13 protein-coding genes are annotated in these 15,521 nt (G+C 43.0%); 1 reads left to right on the forward strand and 12 read right to left on the reverse strand.

Annotated elements, in window-relative coordinates; translation table 11 throughout:
- Positions 1–80 precede the first annotated feature (80 nt).
- Both B3V51_RS08825 and epmB read right to left on the reverse strand, forming a co-directional pair.
- On the reverse strand, positions 81–1,820 hold the full coding sequence (locus tag B3V51_RS08825) for a hypothetical protein (RefSeq protein WP_286708284.1): 1,740 nt from the start codon (positions 1,818–1,820) through the stop codon (positions 81–83).
- Positions 1,821–2,111: 291 nt separating this feature from the next.
- Positions 2,112–3,119, reverse strand: a complete 1,008-nt coding sequence (gene epmB / locus B3V51_RS08830; protein WP_286708285.1) for an EF-P beta-lysylation protein EpmB — start codon at positions 3,117–3,119, stop codon at positions 2,112–2,114.
- 162 nt (positions 3,120–3,281) lie between these two features.
- Between epmB and efp the strand changes: the two genes are divergently transcribed.
- Positions 3,282–3,854 (forward strand): elongation factor P, encoded by a 573-nt coding sequence (gene efp / locus B3V51_RS08835; RefSeq protein ID WP_058025610.1) that lies wholly within the window; start codon positions 3,282–3,284, stop codon positions 3,852–3,854.
- A 218-nt stretch (positions 3,855–4,072) separates the two neighbouring features.
- Here the strand turns inward: efp and B3V51_RS08840 are convergent, their stop codons facing one another.
- The 10 genes from B3V51_RS08840 to B3V51_RS08885 form a co-directional block, all read right to left on the reverse strand.
- On the reverse strand, positions 4,073–5,848 hold the full coding sequence (locus tag B3V51_RS08840; protein WP_286708286.1) for a GAF domain-containing hybrid sensor histidine kinase/response regulator: 1,776 nt from the start codon (positions 5,846–5,848) through the stop codon (positions 4,073–4,075).
- 21 nt (positions 5,849–5,869) lie between these two features.
- Entirely contained in the window at positions 5,870–6,751 is an 882-nt protein-coding gene (locus tag B3V51_RS08845; RefSeq protein ID WP_286708287.1) for a tRNA threonylcarbamoyladenosine dehydratase, read from the reverse strand.
- Positions 6,752–6,820: 69 nt separating this feature from the next.
- Positions 6,821–7,807: a TatD family hydrolase gene (locus B3V51_RS08850; protein ID WP_286708288.1), complete on the reverse strand. Its 987-nt coding sequence runs from the start codon at positions 7,805–7,807 to the stop codon at positions 6,821–6,823.
- Between the two features lie 511 nt (positions 7,808–8,318).
- A complete protein-coding gene (gspD, locus tag B3V51_RS08855) occupies positions 8,319–10,574 on the reverse strand; it encodes a type II secretion system secretin GspD (RefSeq protein ID WP_286708289.1) in 2,256 nt (751 codons plus the stop codon).
- 78 nt (positions 10,575–10,652) lie between these two features.
- Positions 10,653–11,549, reverse strand: a complete 897-nt coding sequence (locus B3V51_RS08860; protein WP_286708290.1) for a type II secretion system protein N — start codon at positions 11,547–11,549, stop codon at positions 10,653–10,655.
- Positions 11,550–12,386 (reverse strand): type II secretion system protein N, encoded by an 837-nt coding sequence (gspN, locus tag B3V51_RS08865; protein ID WP_212564248.1) that lies wholly within the window; start codon positions 12,384–12,386, stop codon positions 11,550–11,552.
- A 242-nt stretch (positions 12,387–12,628) separates the two neighbouring features.
- Positions 12,629–12,952 (reverse strand): H-NS family nucleoid-associated regulatory protein, encoded by a 324-nt coding sequence (locus B3V51_RS08870; RefSeq protein ID WP_186473828.1) that lies wholly within the window; start codon positions 12,950–12,952, stop codon positions 12,629–12,631.
- 454 nt (positions 12,953–13,406) lie between these two features.
- A complete protein-coding gene (locus tag B3V51_RS08875) occupies positions 13,407–13,844 on the reverse strand; it encodes a BLUF domain-containing protein (protein ID WP_093070607.1) in 438 nt (145 codons plus the stop codon).
- A 57-nt stretch (positions 13,845–13,901) separates the two neighbouring features.
- Positions 13,902–14,420 (reverse strand): BLUF domain-containing protein, encoded by a 519-nt coding sequence (locus tag B3V51_RS08880; RefSeq protein ID WP_212564247.1) that lies wholly within the window; start codon positions 14,418–14,420, stop codon positions 13,902–13,904.
- 75 nt (positions 14,421–14,495) lie between these two features.
- Entirely contained in the window at positions 14,496–15,170 is a 675-nt protein-coding gene (locus B3V51_RS08885; RefSeq protein ID WP_212564246.1) for a hypothetical protein, read from the reverse strand.
- Between the last annotated feature and the right edge of the window lie 351 nt (positions 15,171–15,521).

Here is a 15,521-nt window from a genome sequence, read left to right on the forward strand (position 1 = left end):
CTCCAGAGGCTGCGAAAAATAGCGTTTAATCTTGCTATACCATTTTTATAATGGTTTCACTATAAATACATAAATAGACATTATTTTGCTATTTCGTATTGACTAAACCCTTCAGTTATCATCAATCTACGACCCAAACGTAGATGGGTTTGTTTACTGCTGATACGCATGATGACTCTATCATCAGGCTGAAAGTAAGACGAAGGTACAATCAGCGAACTCATGGTTTGCAGCTGCTCATCCTTACCCAGAATCAGCGCTGGCACAAAACAATGCTTCTGTGGGTCCCTCCCTTCCAAGCGCAACCCGCATGCCACAATCTGATGACCAAGCAATTGCCATTCAACCTCTTTGTCTTTGGTATCAAAATGCCGCCAACGCACCACCCCTATTGACCGATCAGGCTGCTCTGTCACATCAGGTTGACAGAGTAAGAACAAACTCATGATATGTAATGATGGCGGTGTGGTTGCAAAAAGCTCGCCATCTATCATATCCATATCAAGAGCTTCCTCTCCAACATGCTCTTCATTCAAGACATCTACTGTTGGCACCAATCGCAGTGTACGAAATAATGACAGACTGTCATGGCTGTCAAACACCTCTATGTCTAATACGCTATTACTGTTTTGCTCTGCATTAACCGTGTCATAACGAGGGCGCTCGTCTATGGATAACTCATCTATTGCTATCAAGCTAGCAAAGCTGCTTGAGTCAGCAACATGGTGATGGATACTGTTAAAACCAGCGATTAAACTCGCACGGTGTTTGAGACTATATTTAGTAGGCAGCGTAAGCTGTGGTTGTAGATAACGATAACTGACTGTCATTGATATTGTATTCAACAGACCGTGTCCTATCCCCACATTACTGCTCTCAGTGGATAGCTGCCTACGTGAATTAAAATACTGCACCATAGGAGTCAGCTCTAAAAACAAACAGTCATAGCAATCTTCATAGGGATTTATCTCAGAGTTGGGCGTTAGATACGTTGGTGGTTTATCACTCTGTAAATCTACGAACACGCGTGTTTCCGTCGTTGGTTCTATTGTCGCAACAATATAATAAGACCATTCAGGCAATAAACGTTGTACCAATAGAACATTAGGACGACGCATGGCACATACATTCAATAAACTATGCAAACATATTTGGCAATAAAGCTGATGAATACTATTTGTGTAGGGTGTCACTGTTTCTCGATTCAACTCGAGATGAGACACACGCTGTTGATAAGCGAGGTGGTACAACTGATTAATTCTGAACCAGAGATAATCTGATGGCTTGCGATAGCAAAGTGCCTCTTCACACAATAGCTTGTGGTACCTCAGTAGCGACTGATAAATGGCAACCGTAAGCGTATTGGCGCGCTTTTTATTGGTATTAAAATAGCGCGGAAAACCTTTCTTTAAAATATTTTTTGGCTGACTGTTTGATATTAATTCTTGACGACGTACAACCTTGTCATAAGCCAAAATAATTAAATAATGCAAGGATTTTACTTGAGCCACATAAACCAACTGCACCTCACTCAGCGCGCCTGTTTCATAAATATACTGCTGTCGTAACGTGGCAATCAACCGATCTGAAGCATCGCTCACAGCCGTCATCAGTTTAAGGAGTTGAAGCTCATCTATATTGGCCTCGCATAATACGGAGAGAACTTTTTCTAGGTGCTCAGCTTGCTGCTCTTGGGTTTGTGAAGATAGCGTTGTCAATAGTTTGAGCAAATGATGCTCTTGGCCGCTCACTGATTGGTTTGGCGTTGTTAGTGGCTCTTTGGAAGAAAGGGCTTCTTGAAACTTAGATAAAGTTATCATCAGTATTCCTACTCACTGTTGGTCACTCTGAGTAAGTTGACAAGAGGCAAGTATGCAACCACACAAAGTAGAGCAATATCAGGTAAAAAGCATGCAAACTGTGTATTGTTTTAAAGAGACTATGGGTATGAACGATAGACGTTTTATTGTTAGACAATATATTTTAGGCGTTCTATCAATATAATGCCTGATACCGCGACCCCCTTCTTATAAAAAATCAGTCACTGACCAATTTTTATCAACAATCGTCTCTTTTTAACAGGTTTTTTCTGCACCCCTATATTGCCTGCATTAAATATGTTTGTAAATATCAATCGGCACCTTAAATGGCCTATTCGGCAGTTCTCTGACCAACTTAGGTACCAAATATCCCGGTAATGCTGCCAATATCGACCAGTAAAGCTCAATTGACGACCGCTCGTCGCTATCAAAATGCGCGGCACCAGCCACCTTATCCAATACGTACAAATAATACGGTAGTACGCCACAAGCAAACAAACGCTGGCTTAATTCTGTCTGAGCATCGATATTATCGTTAACACCTTTTAATAGTACGGCTTGATTTAGCATCGTCACGCCAGCTGCGCGAGCACGTTGAAGGTACTCTGCTGTCAGATCATCAATCTCGTTGGCATGATTACAATGAATGACCATCACGATACGGCAACGACTTTGAGACAGTCTGTCTAATAGTGCGTCATCCAATCGGGCTGGAATAACCAGCGGTAGACGAGTATGCAGTCGAATTGTCGTCAGCTGCGGAATAGATTCCAAAGTATCTAACCATGCAAATAAACGTCTATTGGTCACATTTAAAGGATCACCCCCGCTCAAAATCACTTCATTGATTTCAGGATGCGCGCTGATATAGTTGATGATATTTTCTTTTGCATCAGCAGTTGGCATATTGGCGCTATAGTCGAAATGCTGACGGAAACAGTAGCGACAATGAATCGCGCACGCCCCAGTAATCGTCAGTAATACTCTTGATTGGTACTTGTGCAGCATTCCTTTGACAGGGTTTTGGCTGTTTTCGCTTAAAGGATCTGCTACATAGCCTGTGACGTTGATTTGCTCTTGTTGGTCTGGCAGTATTTGTCTTAATAGCGGATCATCACGGTCGCCCACAGTCATTTTTGCCACAAAGCCGCGCGGCACACGCAGCTCAAAATGCTTCGGCACATAGACCTCTGCACGTAGTGAGTCGAGTTTTAGGAGACTGAGCAACTCGTCAACAGAGGTAATGGCTTCCGATAATTGCGTTTGCCAGTTTTTTTGTGTGATTAAATGGTTTATCATGACAGCCTACTACCTGTGCCCAAAATCGGATATTATACGCCCTTAGTGTCTACCCTATCAAAGTATATCGCTAATACGTAAGCACTTGGCTTGGCAGCAACTTTTGGTACAGCCAGCCTCATATCTATCTACTACCATATCTACAACCCCTAGGAGTCTCTTGTGGCAAGTTTTTCTACTAATGAATTTAAAGCTGGTCTAAAAGTCATGCTGGATGGCAACCCTTGTGCCATTCTTGAAAACGAATTTGTCAAACCCGGTAAAGGTCAAGCCTTTAACCGCGTTAAGCTGCGTAATCTTCGTAGTGGTAAAGTACTGGAGCAAACATTCAAATCAGGCGACAGCTTAGAAGCGGCTGATGTGATGGATACGGAAATGAACTATCTATACAATGATGGTGAGTTTTGGCACTTTATGCACCCTGAAAGCTTTGAGCAAATTCAAGCTGACAAAAACGCGATGGGCGACGCGATACAGTGGTTAAAAGAGAACAGCAATGCTCTATGCACCATTACTTTGTTCAATGGCACACCTTTATCAGTAACGCCGCCTAACTTTGTTGAATTACAAATCACAGAAACCGATCCTGGTGTACGCGGTGACACCTCAGGTGGCGGCGGCAAGCCGGCTAAGCTAGAAACTGGTGCCGTGGTACGTGTACCGCTATTTGTACAGCAAGGTGAAATCGTCCGTGTTGATACGCGTACGGGTGACTACCAAACTCGCGTAAACTAATAGCGCGATAAGCGTGATTGATCGCTGAGATTGTTGTGTTGATCACTAATAAAAAAGCTTAACCGCTCTATAAACGGTTAAGCTTTTTTGTGTTTACAGCGGCTGTATTTATTGTCGCATAGTCGCCTTTAACGTTTGGTAGCGCCTAGTATTTAGTTAGTCGCGCCTAATATTTAATAGTCATTGTCATGGCAATTATCATGATAACGACCTGTGACTTACTCTTCTTCTAATTGCTTTTGTATCAACCAATATTGCACTAAAGCGTTTAATTGCTCCTGTTTGAAGGGCTTGGTGCAATAATCTTGCATACCAACTTTTAAGTACTTTTCGCGCTCTCCATCCATCGCATTGGCAGTCAAAGCGATAATAGGTGGTAGTTCTTGAGGGTCATAAAGCTCATGCAGCTTAATAGTGGCCTGTACACCATCCAAAATCGGCATATGATGATCCATCAAGATGACATCATAACGTTTGGGAAACAAAGCAAAAGCTTCAATCGCTTGTTGACCGTCAGTCACATGAGTGACGGTATGACCGCTATTGGTCAGTGCCTTTCTGGCAATAATGGCATTAACGGTATCATCTTCTACCAATAAGATATGACCTGCACGCTCGTGGCTAGGCTCTGCCATTGTGAGATCATGAGAGTCTTGCCATGCTTCGTATTTCTCTTCATCAATAGTCGGTAGCGGCAATAACACTCGAAATGTAGTACCAACGCCTACGGTACTATCGACACAAATATATCCACCCATCAGATCGACAAGAGATTTGCAGACGGAGAGCCCAAGACCTGTACCACCATAGAGACGATGCGTGAATTTATTGGCTTGATCATAAGCATCAAATATTGCCTCCAATGACTCAGCTTTTATACCGACACCTGTATCTGTGACCTCAATACATAAGGTCATATTTTTATCCGCCTTACGTTCTAACGTCTCCTGCCTCATGCTATTTTTGTCAATATTTTCGCGATAGCAGTTATCCATATGCTTGACATCAATACTCACTCGCCCGCCCTCACGAGTAAACTTAATCGCGTTATTGACAAGATTTGCAATGATTTGTTTGAGACGTACCGGATCCCCTTTTACATAAGGTGATAACGACTCGGTATAATGGTAATCTAGCGTCAAACCTCGTTGACGTGCCTTAATAGAAAATAGGCTGACCACTTCATTACATAATGTAGATAAATTGAGTGGGATAGAATCAATATACATTTTTCCAGACTCAACTTTCGATAAGTCCAAAATCCCATTAATAATCACCATCAAATGCTCATTAGAGACTTTGATGTTATCTACATACTCTCGCTGTTCAGCGCTAAGCTCAGTGTCACCTAGCATCTCTACCATACCAATAATACCGTTCATTGGTGTCCGTATTTCGTGACTCATATTGGCCAAAAAGTTAGATTTCATCTCATTGGCGTGTTTGGCATCACGTTCTTTATCCTGTAGCTTCAACGCATCTGCTGCCATCATCGCAAACTGCGCCAATATCTCTTTTTGTTGGTCACTAAAGCTATGGTTGGGCTTGGTATCCATCAGGCATAATGAACCTAACCGGTAACTTTTATTGCCCTCATGCAAAATGATCGGTGCACCCGCATAAAACCGCAAATGAGACAAGCCAGTAACTAATGGGTTCTGACGAAAGCGACTGTCCTCCAATGCATCTGGCACCACAAAGACTTCGTTAGATAAAACCGTATAATTACAAAAGGCTACTTCACGTGTTGTGGTACGTACACTCTCAGTCTCACTGTTGAATTTGCAGGCTGTTTTTAAATATTGCGTTTCCTCATCCATAAAAGTGATCGTTACCACCGGCACATCAAAAAACAGCTTTACGAGTGCAACGAGTCGATCAAATGCAGGCTCCTCATCTTCATTGAGTACCTGATATTTTTTCAACTTGTTGATACGCTCTACTTCATCTACCGCTACTGGGTAGCTGCTTTTAGGTGAGTTAGATATAGACAAGATCGACTCCATTAAATAATATCAGACGCTCGATTGGTGACTCGTCTGCTTTATCAATAATTGTAACGCTTCATTCACCATAATCATTGCGACCACCGATGTGACGACCACTGCCGATCCATAACCACCACATTGTAATCCGCCTGCTTGGCAGCTCTTATCCACATGTGGTGGCTCGGTAGAATAAACACATTTGATACCGAACTTCTCTTTTAGCGCGCTATTGATGCCTTTTTCGTGGCGCAGCTTATTACGCAATTTGGCAAGCAATGGATCTTGATAGCTGTCGCGCAAGTCGCTCACTCTTATTTGACTTGGATCTATTTTACCACCTGCACCGCCTGCACAGACCAGCTTTAATTTATTAAAACGGCAATGTAGGGCAATCGCCAGCTTGGCATTCATATCATCGACGCAATCTAAAATCACAGTAGGCCTACCTTGATCGGCGGCTGCTTTCGCTTCGTGGCGACCCGGCAGTAGCGCTGCGACGTTTTCGACGGTCAAGAAATCATCAACGAGATTTAAGGTGACTTGAGGGTTGATCTCTTTAATACGTGCCGCCATTGCCTCAACTTTGCTTTGACCAAACGTACTGTCTAACGCCGGTAGCTGCCGATTGACATTAGAGGCCACCAACACGTCCAAATCAATCAAGGTAATCATACCGACTGCCGTACGTGCCAGCGCTTCTGCCGCCCAAGAACCAACACCGCCTACCCCAATGATATAAACATGCGACGATGCAAACGTATCGACAGCGGACGTGCCATAAAGTGTACGCGTACCTTGAAAGCGGCGGTCATACTGCTCATTTTTTTCATCTACGCTAGCTTGTACATTATCATATTCGGTAGTGACTGGCTCTACGACTGGGTGCTCAATTTGTCTGGTTTCATTCATAGCTTTTTAAATACTCTTTTTAAATATTTTGACTGTGCTTACTTCATCTTTTAAGTATAAGTTTAATAATTATGTTGGGTAGGCCCAGTTTACTTTTAGGGCATCGCAGCTATTTTGCCATAACTGCTTAGCAAGTTTATCCTGTGAGACACCCAATAACTCACTTAAACTCGACAATACCCAAGGCAGATTAGCAGGAATATTTCTATCGTGTGCATGTGCCATTTTTGAGTCGCTATCTGGACTTTGTCCTAGCGCCAACTGCTGACTATTTGAAGTTTGGCACATAATCGGCGTCATGTCCGGACAGTCTGTCTCAATCACCAAGCACTCAATACCATATGTATCCACAGCGGCCTGAATAGCACGGCGCAGTTTTTTGGCATTTGGGTTGGTCACCTGACCTGTGACACCAAGCTTAAATCCTAGTTTTACAAAAGCTTTGGCTTCTTGCTCACCGCCACTAAAACTATGCGCAATACCGCCCAATGTATGAGCATCGTATTCATGCGCTTTTAATATAGCAAGCGCTTCGGCATGCGCCTTACGAATATGAAGCATTACGGGCAACTGATGGGTCACAGCGGTATCTAGCTGCGCCTTAAAGAACCGCTTTTGTTTATCAAAAACATCAGGCTCTTTCATTGCATCAGTAAAGGTATCCAAGCCAATTTCACCGATGGCTAATGGTCGACTATCCGCAACCATTTGTGCCAATTCTGTCAAATGAGCATCAGTATGCTGCTCGATATAAAAAGGATGTAAGCCTAGCGCAATATGGGTACAGAAATCAGACTCGTTATGCTCGCCAGTGTCTATGCCAAAACGCTTTGATAACTTATCGATCAACTGCTTAGTGTCATACATACGCTCAAAATGCTGATAAAGATAACCAACCAGCACAAGATGACGTATACCTTGATGGTAAGCGCTTTGAACCTGTTGCTCTCGATCATTATCAAATACTGGCGCATCAAAATGTGTATGGGTATCAATGAGCGGATAACAATTGCTCAAGGCTTGATTTACCCTATTTGATGACTCAGGACCAGACATAAATACACTCCAAAAACAACGTGTTTAGCAAAATACCTTATCAACCATCATATTATACACATGGTTGTAGTAACAGCTTATTCAAGCAATGCCTCGTTTACTATAAAGCGCTATGCGCCCTACTGGGTATCCTTATCCCCGTGATGAGCATTCTTATTTTTTAAATTTGCGATATTAGTGTCAGTCACCTTATCGGATTTTCGACTACTACGCCGAGGAATAATCAATAAGGCGGTGGCCACAGCACCCAAGACCAGCCAACTTTTACCCCTTTTATGATTTGCCATGACTGTCTCTACCTATTGATACAGCACCAATTTTATGGATATAAATGTGCATACCTATTTTTATCTCACTAAAGTTTAGTATACGTAAAATACGACGGTCGCTCTGTTTAGCTGTGTTACGAATACGCAAGCCAATGTATGATGTAATTTTTGTTTATTACACCGTACATTGGCTTGTGCTGATTTAATATATCAGTTGTTTAAAGTGGTGGTTAATAACTGCTTTAACGATTGAGAGGATATGTCGTTATACCATCGTTGGGACTATCTACCTTAGTGAAACCTTGAGGGGTTGACCGCGGGGTTTGATCGCGCTTAGGAATAAGGGGGTTGAGCGGCATCAATTCATAGTCTGCATCGACATTACCATCCCAGCCCTGTGTTCCGCTCAAAGGGAGCTGTTTGATCGTACCATTTTTATCGATGACCAATTGCAGTACACGCATCTGGTTAAATTTACGCTCGGTCACACTGGCAACCGCGCCACCATCACGTAAGATGGTTGGTTGTAAAAATATAATCAAGTTACTCTTTTGAGTACTGTCATTGTCAGAGCGGAACAACCTGCCAATCACTGGTACATTTCCTAAGCCCGGAACTTTTTGCTGGCGTGTGGTGCTATTGTCACGCATCAAACCACCTAGGGCGATGGTCTGCTGATCATCGGCTAAAATCGTTGTATTAATGAGACTTTTATTGGTAGTCAAACCACTAGCATTGCCAGTAGTACCTGGTACGACGGAAGATACTTCTTGTGAGACCTCCAAACGTACGGTGCCATTATCACCAATATGAGGGATAACGTTAAGATTGATACCAATATCTTGACGATCAATGGTCTGGAAAGGGTTGTTTGAGTTGTTACCACTAGTAGTATAAGAACCTGTGACAAAAGGTACGTTTTGACCAACCAAGATACTGGCCTTTTCATTATCCAATGTCAAAATAGACGGCATGGACAATAGATTGGCACTGGTAGAAGAGTCGAGTGCCTGCAAAATGGCACCATAAAATTCCGTATTACCCTGACTGTCTTTTCGGCTATCGCCAATCCCAACCAATGCACCAACGATAGAGCTGGCAGCGGAGCTAATACCTGCGGCGCCCGCAGCAGCACTACCACCCAATGCGGCAGCGGCCAAGGTGGTCGCACTAGCACCGACATTATTGAAGTTGACGACGCCATAGCCACTATTGGCATTACCAAGCGCCCACTGAACGCCTAGCTGGGTCGCATCATCGCCTGAAACTTCGACGATAGCAGCTTGAATCAAGACTTGTGCGCGGCGACTGTCCAATTGATTGACGGCATCTTCAATCTCAAACATGAGCTCAGGATCTGCATTGACGATGACGGCATTTTGCGTCTCATCAGCGATGATACTAAAGGGTTTTCCACCAACGCCTGTGCCCGCACCACTGGTACTGCTGGTCGGTACAACGGCTGTGCTACTACTACCGATGATGTCACTCGCCGCATTATTGATAGCGGCACCTGTACTGCTGGCATCATTTAAAGAAGCGGACTCTAACGTTGAGGTGGCTCCAGCACTATTAATCGATTGATTGGCCAAAAGGCCTCGTAGCATATCAGCAATATGACTGGCGCTGGCATACTTTAGGCGAAAGACACGTAAACCGCTCAGTCTTCTTGTCGGTGTGGTATCTAATTGATTAACCATTTCCTGAACTTTGGCAATCATCTCAGGGCTGCCTTTGACCAGCAATCGATCACTGGACGAATCAGCGATCACTTTGAGCTGATTATTACCGCCTTGTGCTTGTCCGCTCCCAGCGTTTGCCACCAAGGCACTAATCAGCTCCATCATACGTTCGGCATCGACGTGACGTAGTGGTATGACTTGCAGACTGTCATTAATATTGCTATCCAAATCACGGATAAGGGCCGTGAGTTGGTTCAGGCTATCCGCGCGATCTGATAGCACTAGCGCGTTCACACCAGGCACCGCTGCTGCATGTGCAGACTGCGGCATCAAAGGTCTTATAACGCCCAACACTTCTGCTGCTTGAGTGTTTGTTAAATAAATCACTCGGGTTGCGAGCGACTCACCGACACTATTGCCGCGCAAATCAACGGCGACACCAGACTGCTTGGCGACATTGTCAGGTACCAGTTTGATTGTCGTACCTGACTCTATCGCTGCAATCCCATTGACTTGCATCACACTTAAAAATAGCTGATAAATCTCATCACGCGATAAGGCTTTGTTTGAGATGACCGTCACATTGCCGTTGATACGAGGATCAAGGACAAAGTTTTGGTCGGTGATGGTTGCCACTTCATTAATAAAAGCTTTGATATCGGCATCTTGTAAGTTTACCTTCCAGCTCTCAGCACTCGCTAGGCCCATGCTAGCAGCCCATAAGGGTACCGCTAGGCAAAGAGGACGACACAGGCGCATCAAACGCGGCAGGATACGGTGTAACGGTGTGGCTGAAAATTGATGAAAACTTACCATATTGATAATTACCTACAGTGATATTGCGTCATATGTACTGAGTTTTTAACGAGCACTCTTTGCTAAAAGTCCGTCTTATTAGAACTGCTGGCGGATAGTAATAACTTGCTCACCACGTTGAACCTCGATTTGTGCTTCGCCTGCTTGCTGTACTTGCTGTAATACGCTTGCATCCTGAGCAGGATTATTGCCCACGTTTTGCCCGTTTACTGTCAACACTTTGTCGCCTGGCTCCAGTCCGAGTCGATTGCGTAATTTTGACGGCATCGCTGCAGTGACTTGATAGCTTTCACCTGAGGCCATCACCCCCATTCTACTTAAATAACTGGCAGGATTTTCTTGCAGCGCGGTGACCGCCTCTTCAATCGCCGTTTGCGGACTGCTTTCACTATTCGTCTCTGTCGGTTCAGGCGGCGTATCTTGTAGTGTCTGGGGCGTAGTCGGTAACATATTATTGTCCGGCAGACGCTGATTACTGACGCCGCCTGCCAGCATGTCACCTTGATCTAGCGGCATAGCATCTGGCATGCTAATAACGGTTTCTTTATCATTGGCATCCGCGATAATAACCGAATTCCAGTCAACAGCGACAAGAATATAGTCGCTATCTTTTAGTTCATCACCAATTCGGTAATTTTTCACCTCACCATTTATGTTAAGCAACGCTGAAGACATGCTCTCCGGTATGGCGAGTAGTACGCCTTTAAGCTCAACATTGGGTGGTGGCTGGACTGCCGCTGCAATAGGGTCAGGGTCCGCAAATATCGCAAACAAACCACTATAGTCATTGGCAGACTTTGTATTGTTTTGCAAAGGGGCTAGCGGCAATGCTGGTGCTAAGGGCGCTGCTAATAGTAACCACAAAAGACGCGCCGCTGTCCAACATAGCCAAGCAATTGCCAGTAGCAACAACCACCCTGAAAAACGATTGAGAGTATTCACGACAGGCTTTAAGCTGGCAGCAATATTTGACATTTAGGGCGCCCCCAGACCAGCTAGCAGCGGCTGGCGCACACTAACGACTGGTGTATCCTGCGGTGCTTGCCCTTTATATTCAGGCATGTTTTCTAGTAGGCGCTGAGTCAGACTGACATCTAGCATGTTATCCCCGTCTATATACAGATCGCCCAAACGCTTATCTTGATTATTCAATAGATTGATATGCAGCAGATTTTTATTGTTTTTTTGCTCAGCACTCAGCTCAGCTCGCAATGCAGGCATAGTAATATAAAAAACCTTACCACCACTTGGATAGCCGACTTCACCGCCAACCCAGGTCAACTGACCATCAGCTTCACTAAATCCCGCCGCATTTTTAGCAGACTCATTCTCAGCGGATTCCGATGATGCATTGTCGCTAGACTGACGCTTTAACGAAACGCCATTGACTTGAATGGGTGTGTTAGGCAGTTGCCAATCAACCACACTTACCAAAGTCTCAGGAGCAATCTTTCCGCTCATATCATCAACTTGCCATGAGTTTAAACCCAGCTTTACCTGTCCGTTCAACCTCGTTTGCTCTGAGTTGATAGTCACATCGGCACCAAGCTTGCCTGTGAGCAGTTGCCATGGCTGCCATGACCATTTGGCCATCCCTGTGAGCGGTGTCGATGATAGAGGAATTTGCCAAATGGCAGAGCCCTGCCATACATTGCCAGACACATGCTGCACATAAGGCGTATTGGGTGCATACTTTTGGACTAGCCATGCCGCTGGCATTTGCAATAGGGCAAATAAGGCAAACAATACAAATCCGATCAGCCACCAAAGCTTGCGGGGACGCTTATGAGACAACTCAGATACTTGGGCCACGGTTGCACAACTCTTATATAAGACAAAAACGTCATTATCATAACAAACAATGACCTATAGATGACAGAAAAAAAGCCAGTATCTTTTTACCAAAATATTGGCAATAGAGATACTGGCTTTTTTATTTTGCAAAGCTTCAGCGTTTATGACTAAATGATTGTAAATAAACCATTATCCATAAGACTGATAAGCTCCGTCCCGTACTGTGTTACGACTCAAAACTATCTAATTGGATAGCCTAATTAGATAGCAAAATCCTCAAGGTCACGACCTGCTGCTAGCGCTTCAACCAACCATGTTGGCTTACGTCCGCGACCAGTCCAAGTTTCTTCCTTGTTATCAGTATTGCGATACTTAATACTGCGTTTTTTCTCTAGTTTTTCACCAGCTTTTAAGATCTCTTCAATCGTAGCGTTGCTGTCTTCTGCAATTTGCTCAAACTGAATATAAGCATCATACAAACGCTGATGCTGTTTTTTGGCAATAAGCTGCTGTGCATTTTCGCTGATGGCACGTAGTTCATCTACGTTTAAGTTATCTAAATCAATTGCGTTATTTTTACTCATAGTAAGTCCAACTGTCGGATAAAAAATATCACCTCAATAGAGACATTGTACCTATTGAGATACCTGAATGATGACTCATTCATTATTCAAAAATTAATAGTTTTTAAGGGTTAATTTGATTTTTGATTAATCAAAGATTATTCATAATTATTTTAATAAACATGAATAATAAAAATATTGCTGGCAAACACAAGCATTCATTATACCTTATATAGCAAATGGCTATCGACAATAATTACTTATCAAAACTTAACTCAACAAATTTCTATTTTCTATAGTATTTCTTAAATGCGGTATTCCCTGAATATTAGTACTTTTTCATTTTTTAATAAAATAACATTCATTCATACACTATATTAATAAATCTGATTTATTAGCATCTAATAATTAGGCGCTGTAGCAAAAGTATATGAGCTTGCGAACGAATGCTTGTCTAAACCCTAACGACTTTTATTTAGCCTTTTTGTGCACTCAGCTCATTCATCAACCCATGAGCAGATTCAGCATTTAGCAGGTAAGGGTTAAAACCAATAGTCGTAGAGTACTTTAAATAGATTGCGGCGTTCTCTTCGGTCGGAGACGCATAGTTCATCGACCATTTCGCCCACTCCCTATGCTTTAGCTCACGTGTGTCAATAATCTGTAGGTCGTGATGACGCTCATCGGAAATGAGACTGTATAGCAATCGATTAATTTGCGCTCTTGGGCCTTCTATCGTCTGCAAAAAATAATCTTTATTGAACGTTAGCATCCCAGTGATACTATTAGCAGCGTTATTTATCTGTGCTTGCTGTAATATTTCATTGAAATCGGTCGCTGATACATTCGGGTTTGCACGGCTAGCATAGGTCATGCTCACTAAGATATGGGCATCTGCGTGTGTTGATGTCATGTTTGTTCTCTTATACAAATATTATGAAAGCGGATCGCATTTATAGGCATTACTCAATTAACCAAGGGCATACCACGGTTTTTTCTTTTGAGAGGCACGCTGCTCTTCTTGCTCTTGAAGCTCTGATAAGGTGTCAATCAACATCATAATCTGATTGGTGCTCATCAAATAAGGATTGAATTCGTTACCTGTCGAAAACTTCAGTGCCAGCCCCTTGTTCTCATCGCTTGGAATCAAATACTTCATTGACCATTTGTTCCAATGACGCTGCTCAACCTCACGGCATTCTATGACTTGTAGAGAATGATGACGCTCATCTTGCACAAGCTTTCTAAGCAAGCCATTGATAACCGGCCTAGCCCCTTCGATACTTTGTAAAAAGTAGTTATGGTTAAACACCAACGCACCAGTGATGCCATTGCGCTCATTGTTTTGCCGAGCCTGCTCAAGGATACGAGTGACCTCACCATTAGCATTATCAGTGTTGTAACGGCTGATATAAGTCAGACGCAAAATGATATGCTCACCCTGCCGCATTTTTAGACTATTTGACTCTGAGAGATCGACTGATTCCATAATTTTTTCCAATTAATTTGCTAGATTTATAAAAAAGGCGGTGCAGGTATTGCTAATCACTCATCAATGGCCGTACTAACGTGACTGTTGAATTTTTTTCATAAATTTGCTCATACCACGTGCTAGATTCGCGTTACTGCTCTTTTGTACTTCTTGTGCCAACAGTAATAATTGCGCGCTGTCCTCACACTGCTCTAGACTCAGTAAATAGCCCCAAGCTTCTGCAGGTGGTGCATTTTTTTCAATGTAGGTCGCCAAGTCAGATTTAAGGGTTCCATAGTTGGCACCAGCAACTTTTGCCTTAAACATACTACCGATAGACTTTTTGCCAGTCTCTGCAATTTTGCTTGGCGGTTTGCTATTAAAAGTACGATCGAACTCTATCTCAGTACTGATATCAAATGAGTTGTCTGTAGATTGAGGTTGCTTAGCGACTGGTACTTGAGGAACAGTAGGTGCTTCGTTTACAGTAGATACCTGAGGCGCTGTTTGGATTTGCGAACTAGCGTTAGCAGCACCAATCAGTTCAATACACTCAAGCTCTAAAAGCAACTCAAATAAAGGCCCAACACCGCCAAAATCAGCAAACATTTTGCTATTATCAAGCGTATCAAGGTAGTTTTGATACGTGCGTTTGCCATCAATCATAATCAGCAATGTTCTCGCTTCTCGCGGCAATATACCGAGACTTTGAGACTTTATTTCTGCTCTACCTAAATCGCTTTTGCGAAACACGTCACCGTAGTTCATGCTTTATACTCAGTATTGACAGCAAGATAGGCATCTTACCGATAAGACGCTGACCCAGATAATTTTTGTTCTTTTCAGCCATGAATGGCCAAACTCTGATAGATTTGAATTTATTGTTAACTGATGCTTTACATGCAACTTTGGCGCTTAAAATCAGCTACACTATTTAATTAAATAGAGTATATCAATGTCATTAATAGACTGTTAGCACTAATTGAATTGGATAGCACAAACGGTTTATATAAGGTATAGAAGGTAGTTTTTATAAGTTTCAATATAAAAATTGAAAATAAAAATAATGACAACAACGCTTTTAAAAAATAACGGTTATAGTCAATCCTAAATAAAACA

The organism is Psychrobacter sp. UBA2514, from assembly GCF_002341255.1.
GTDB lineage: Bacteria > Pseudomonadota > Gammaproteobacteria > Pseudomonadales > Moraxellaceae > Psychrobacter > Psychrobacter pacificensis.

Excerpts from the sequence above, each read along its gene's own strand:
- B3V51_RS08870 (WP_186473828.1), bottom strand. The coding sequence starts at position 12,952 with ATGAGTAAAAATAACGCAATTGATTTAGATAACTTAAACGTAGATGAA.
- B3V51_RS08885 (WP_212564246.1), bottom strand. The coding sequence starts at position 15,170 with ATGAACTACGGTGACGTGTTTCGCAAAAGCGATTTAGGTAGAGCAGAA.
- gspD (WP_286708289.1), bottom strand. The coding sequence starts at position 10,574 with ATGGTAAGTTTTCATCAATTTTCAGCCACACCGTTACACCGTATCCTG.
- epmB (WP_286708285.1), bottom strand. The coding sequence starts at position 3,119 with ATGATAAACCATTTAATCACACAAAAAAACTGGCAAACGCAATTATCG.
- B3V51_RS08850 (WP_286708288.1), bottom strand. The coding sequence starts at position 7,807 with ATGTCTGGTCCTGAGTCATCAAATAGGGTAAATCAAGCCTTGAGCAAT.
- B3V51_RS08860 (WP_286708290.1), bottom strand. The coding sequence starts at position 11,549 with ATGTCAAATATTGCTGCCAGCTTAAAGCCTGTCGTGAATACTCTCAAT.
- B3V51_RS08880 (WP_212564247.1), bottom strand. The coding sequence starts at position 14,420 with ATGGAATCAGTCGATCTCTCAGAGTCAAATAGTCTAAAAATGCGGCAG.
- B3V51_RS08875 (WP_093070607.1), bottom strand. The coding sequence starts at position 13,844 with ATGACATCAACACACGCAGATGCCCATATCTTAGTGAGCATGACCTAT.
- B3V51_RS08845 (WP_286708287.1), bottom strand. The coding sequence starts at position 6,751 with ATGAATGAAACCAGACAAATTGAGCACCCAGTCGTAGAGCCAGTCACT.
- B3V51_RS08825 (WP_286708284.1), bottom strand. The coding sequence starts at position 1,820 with ATGATAACTTTATCTAAGTTTCAAGAAGCCCTTTCTTCCAAAGAGCCA.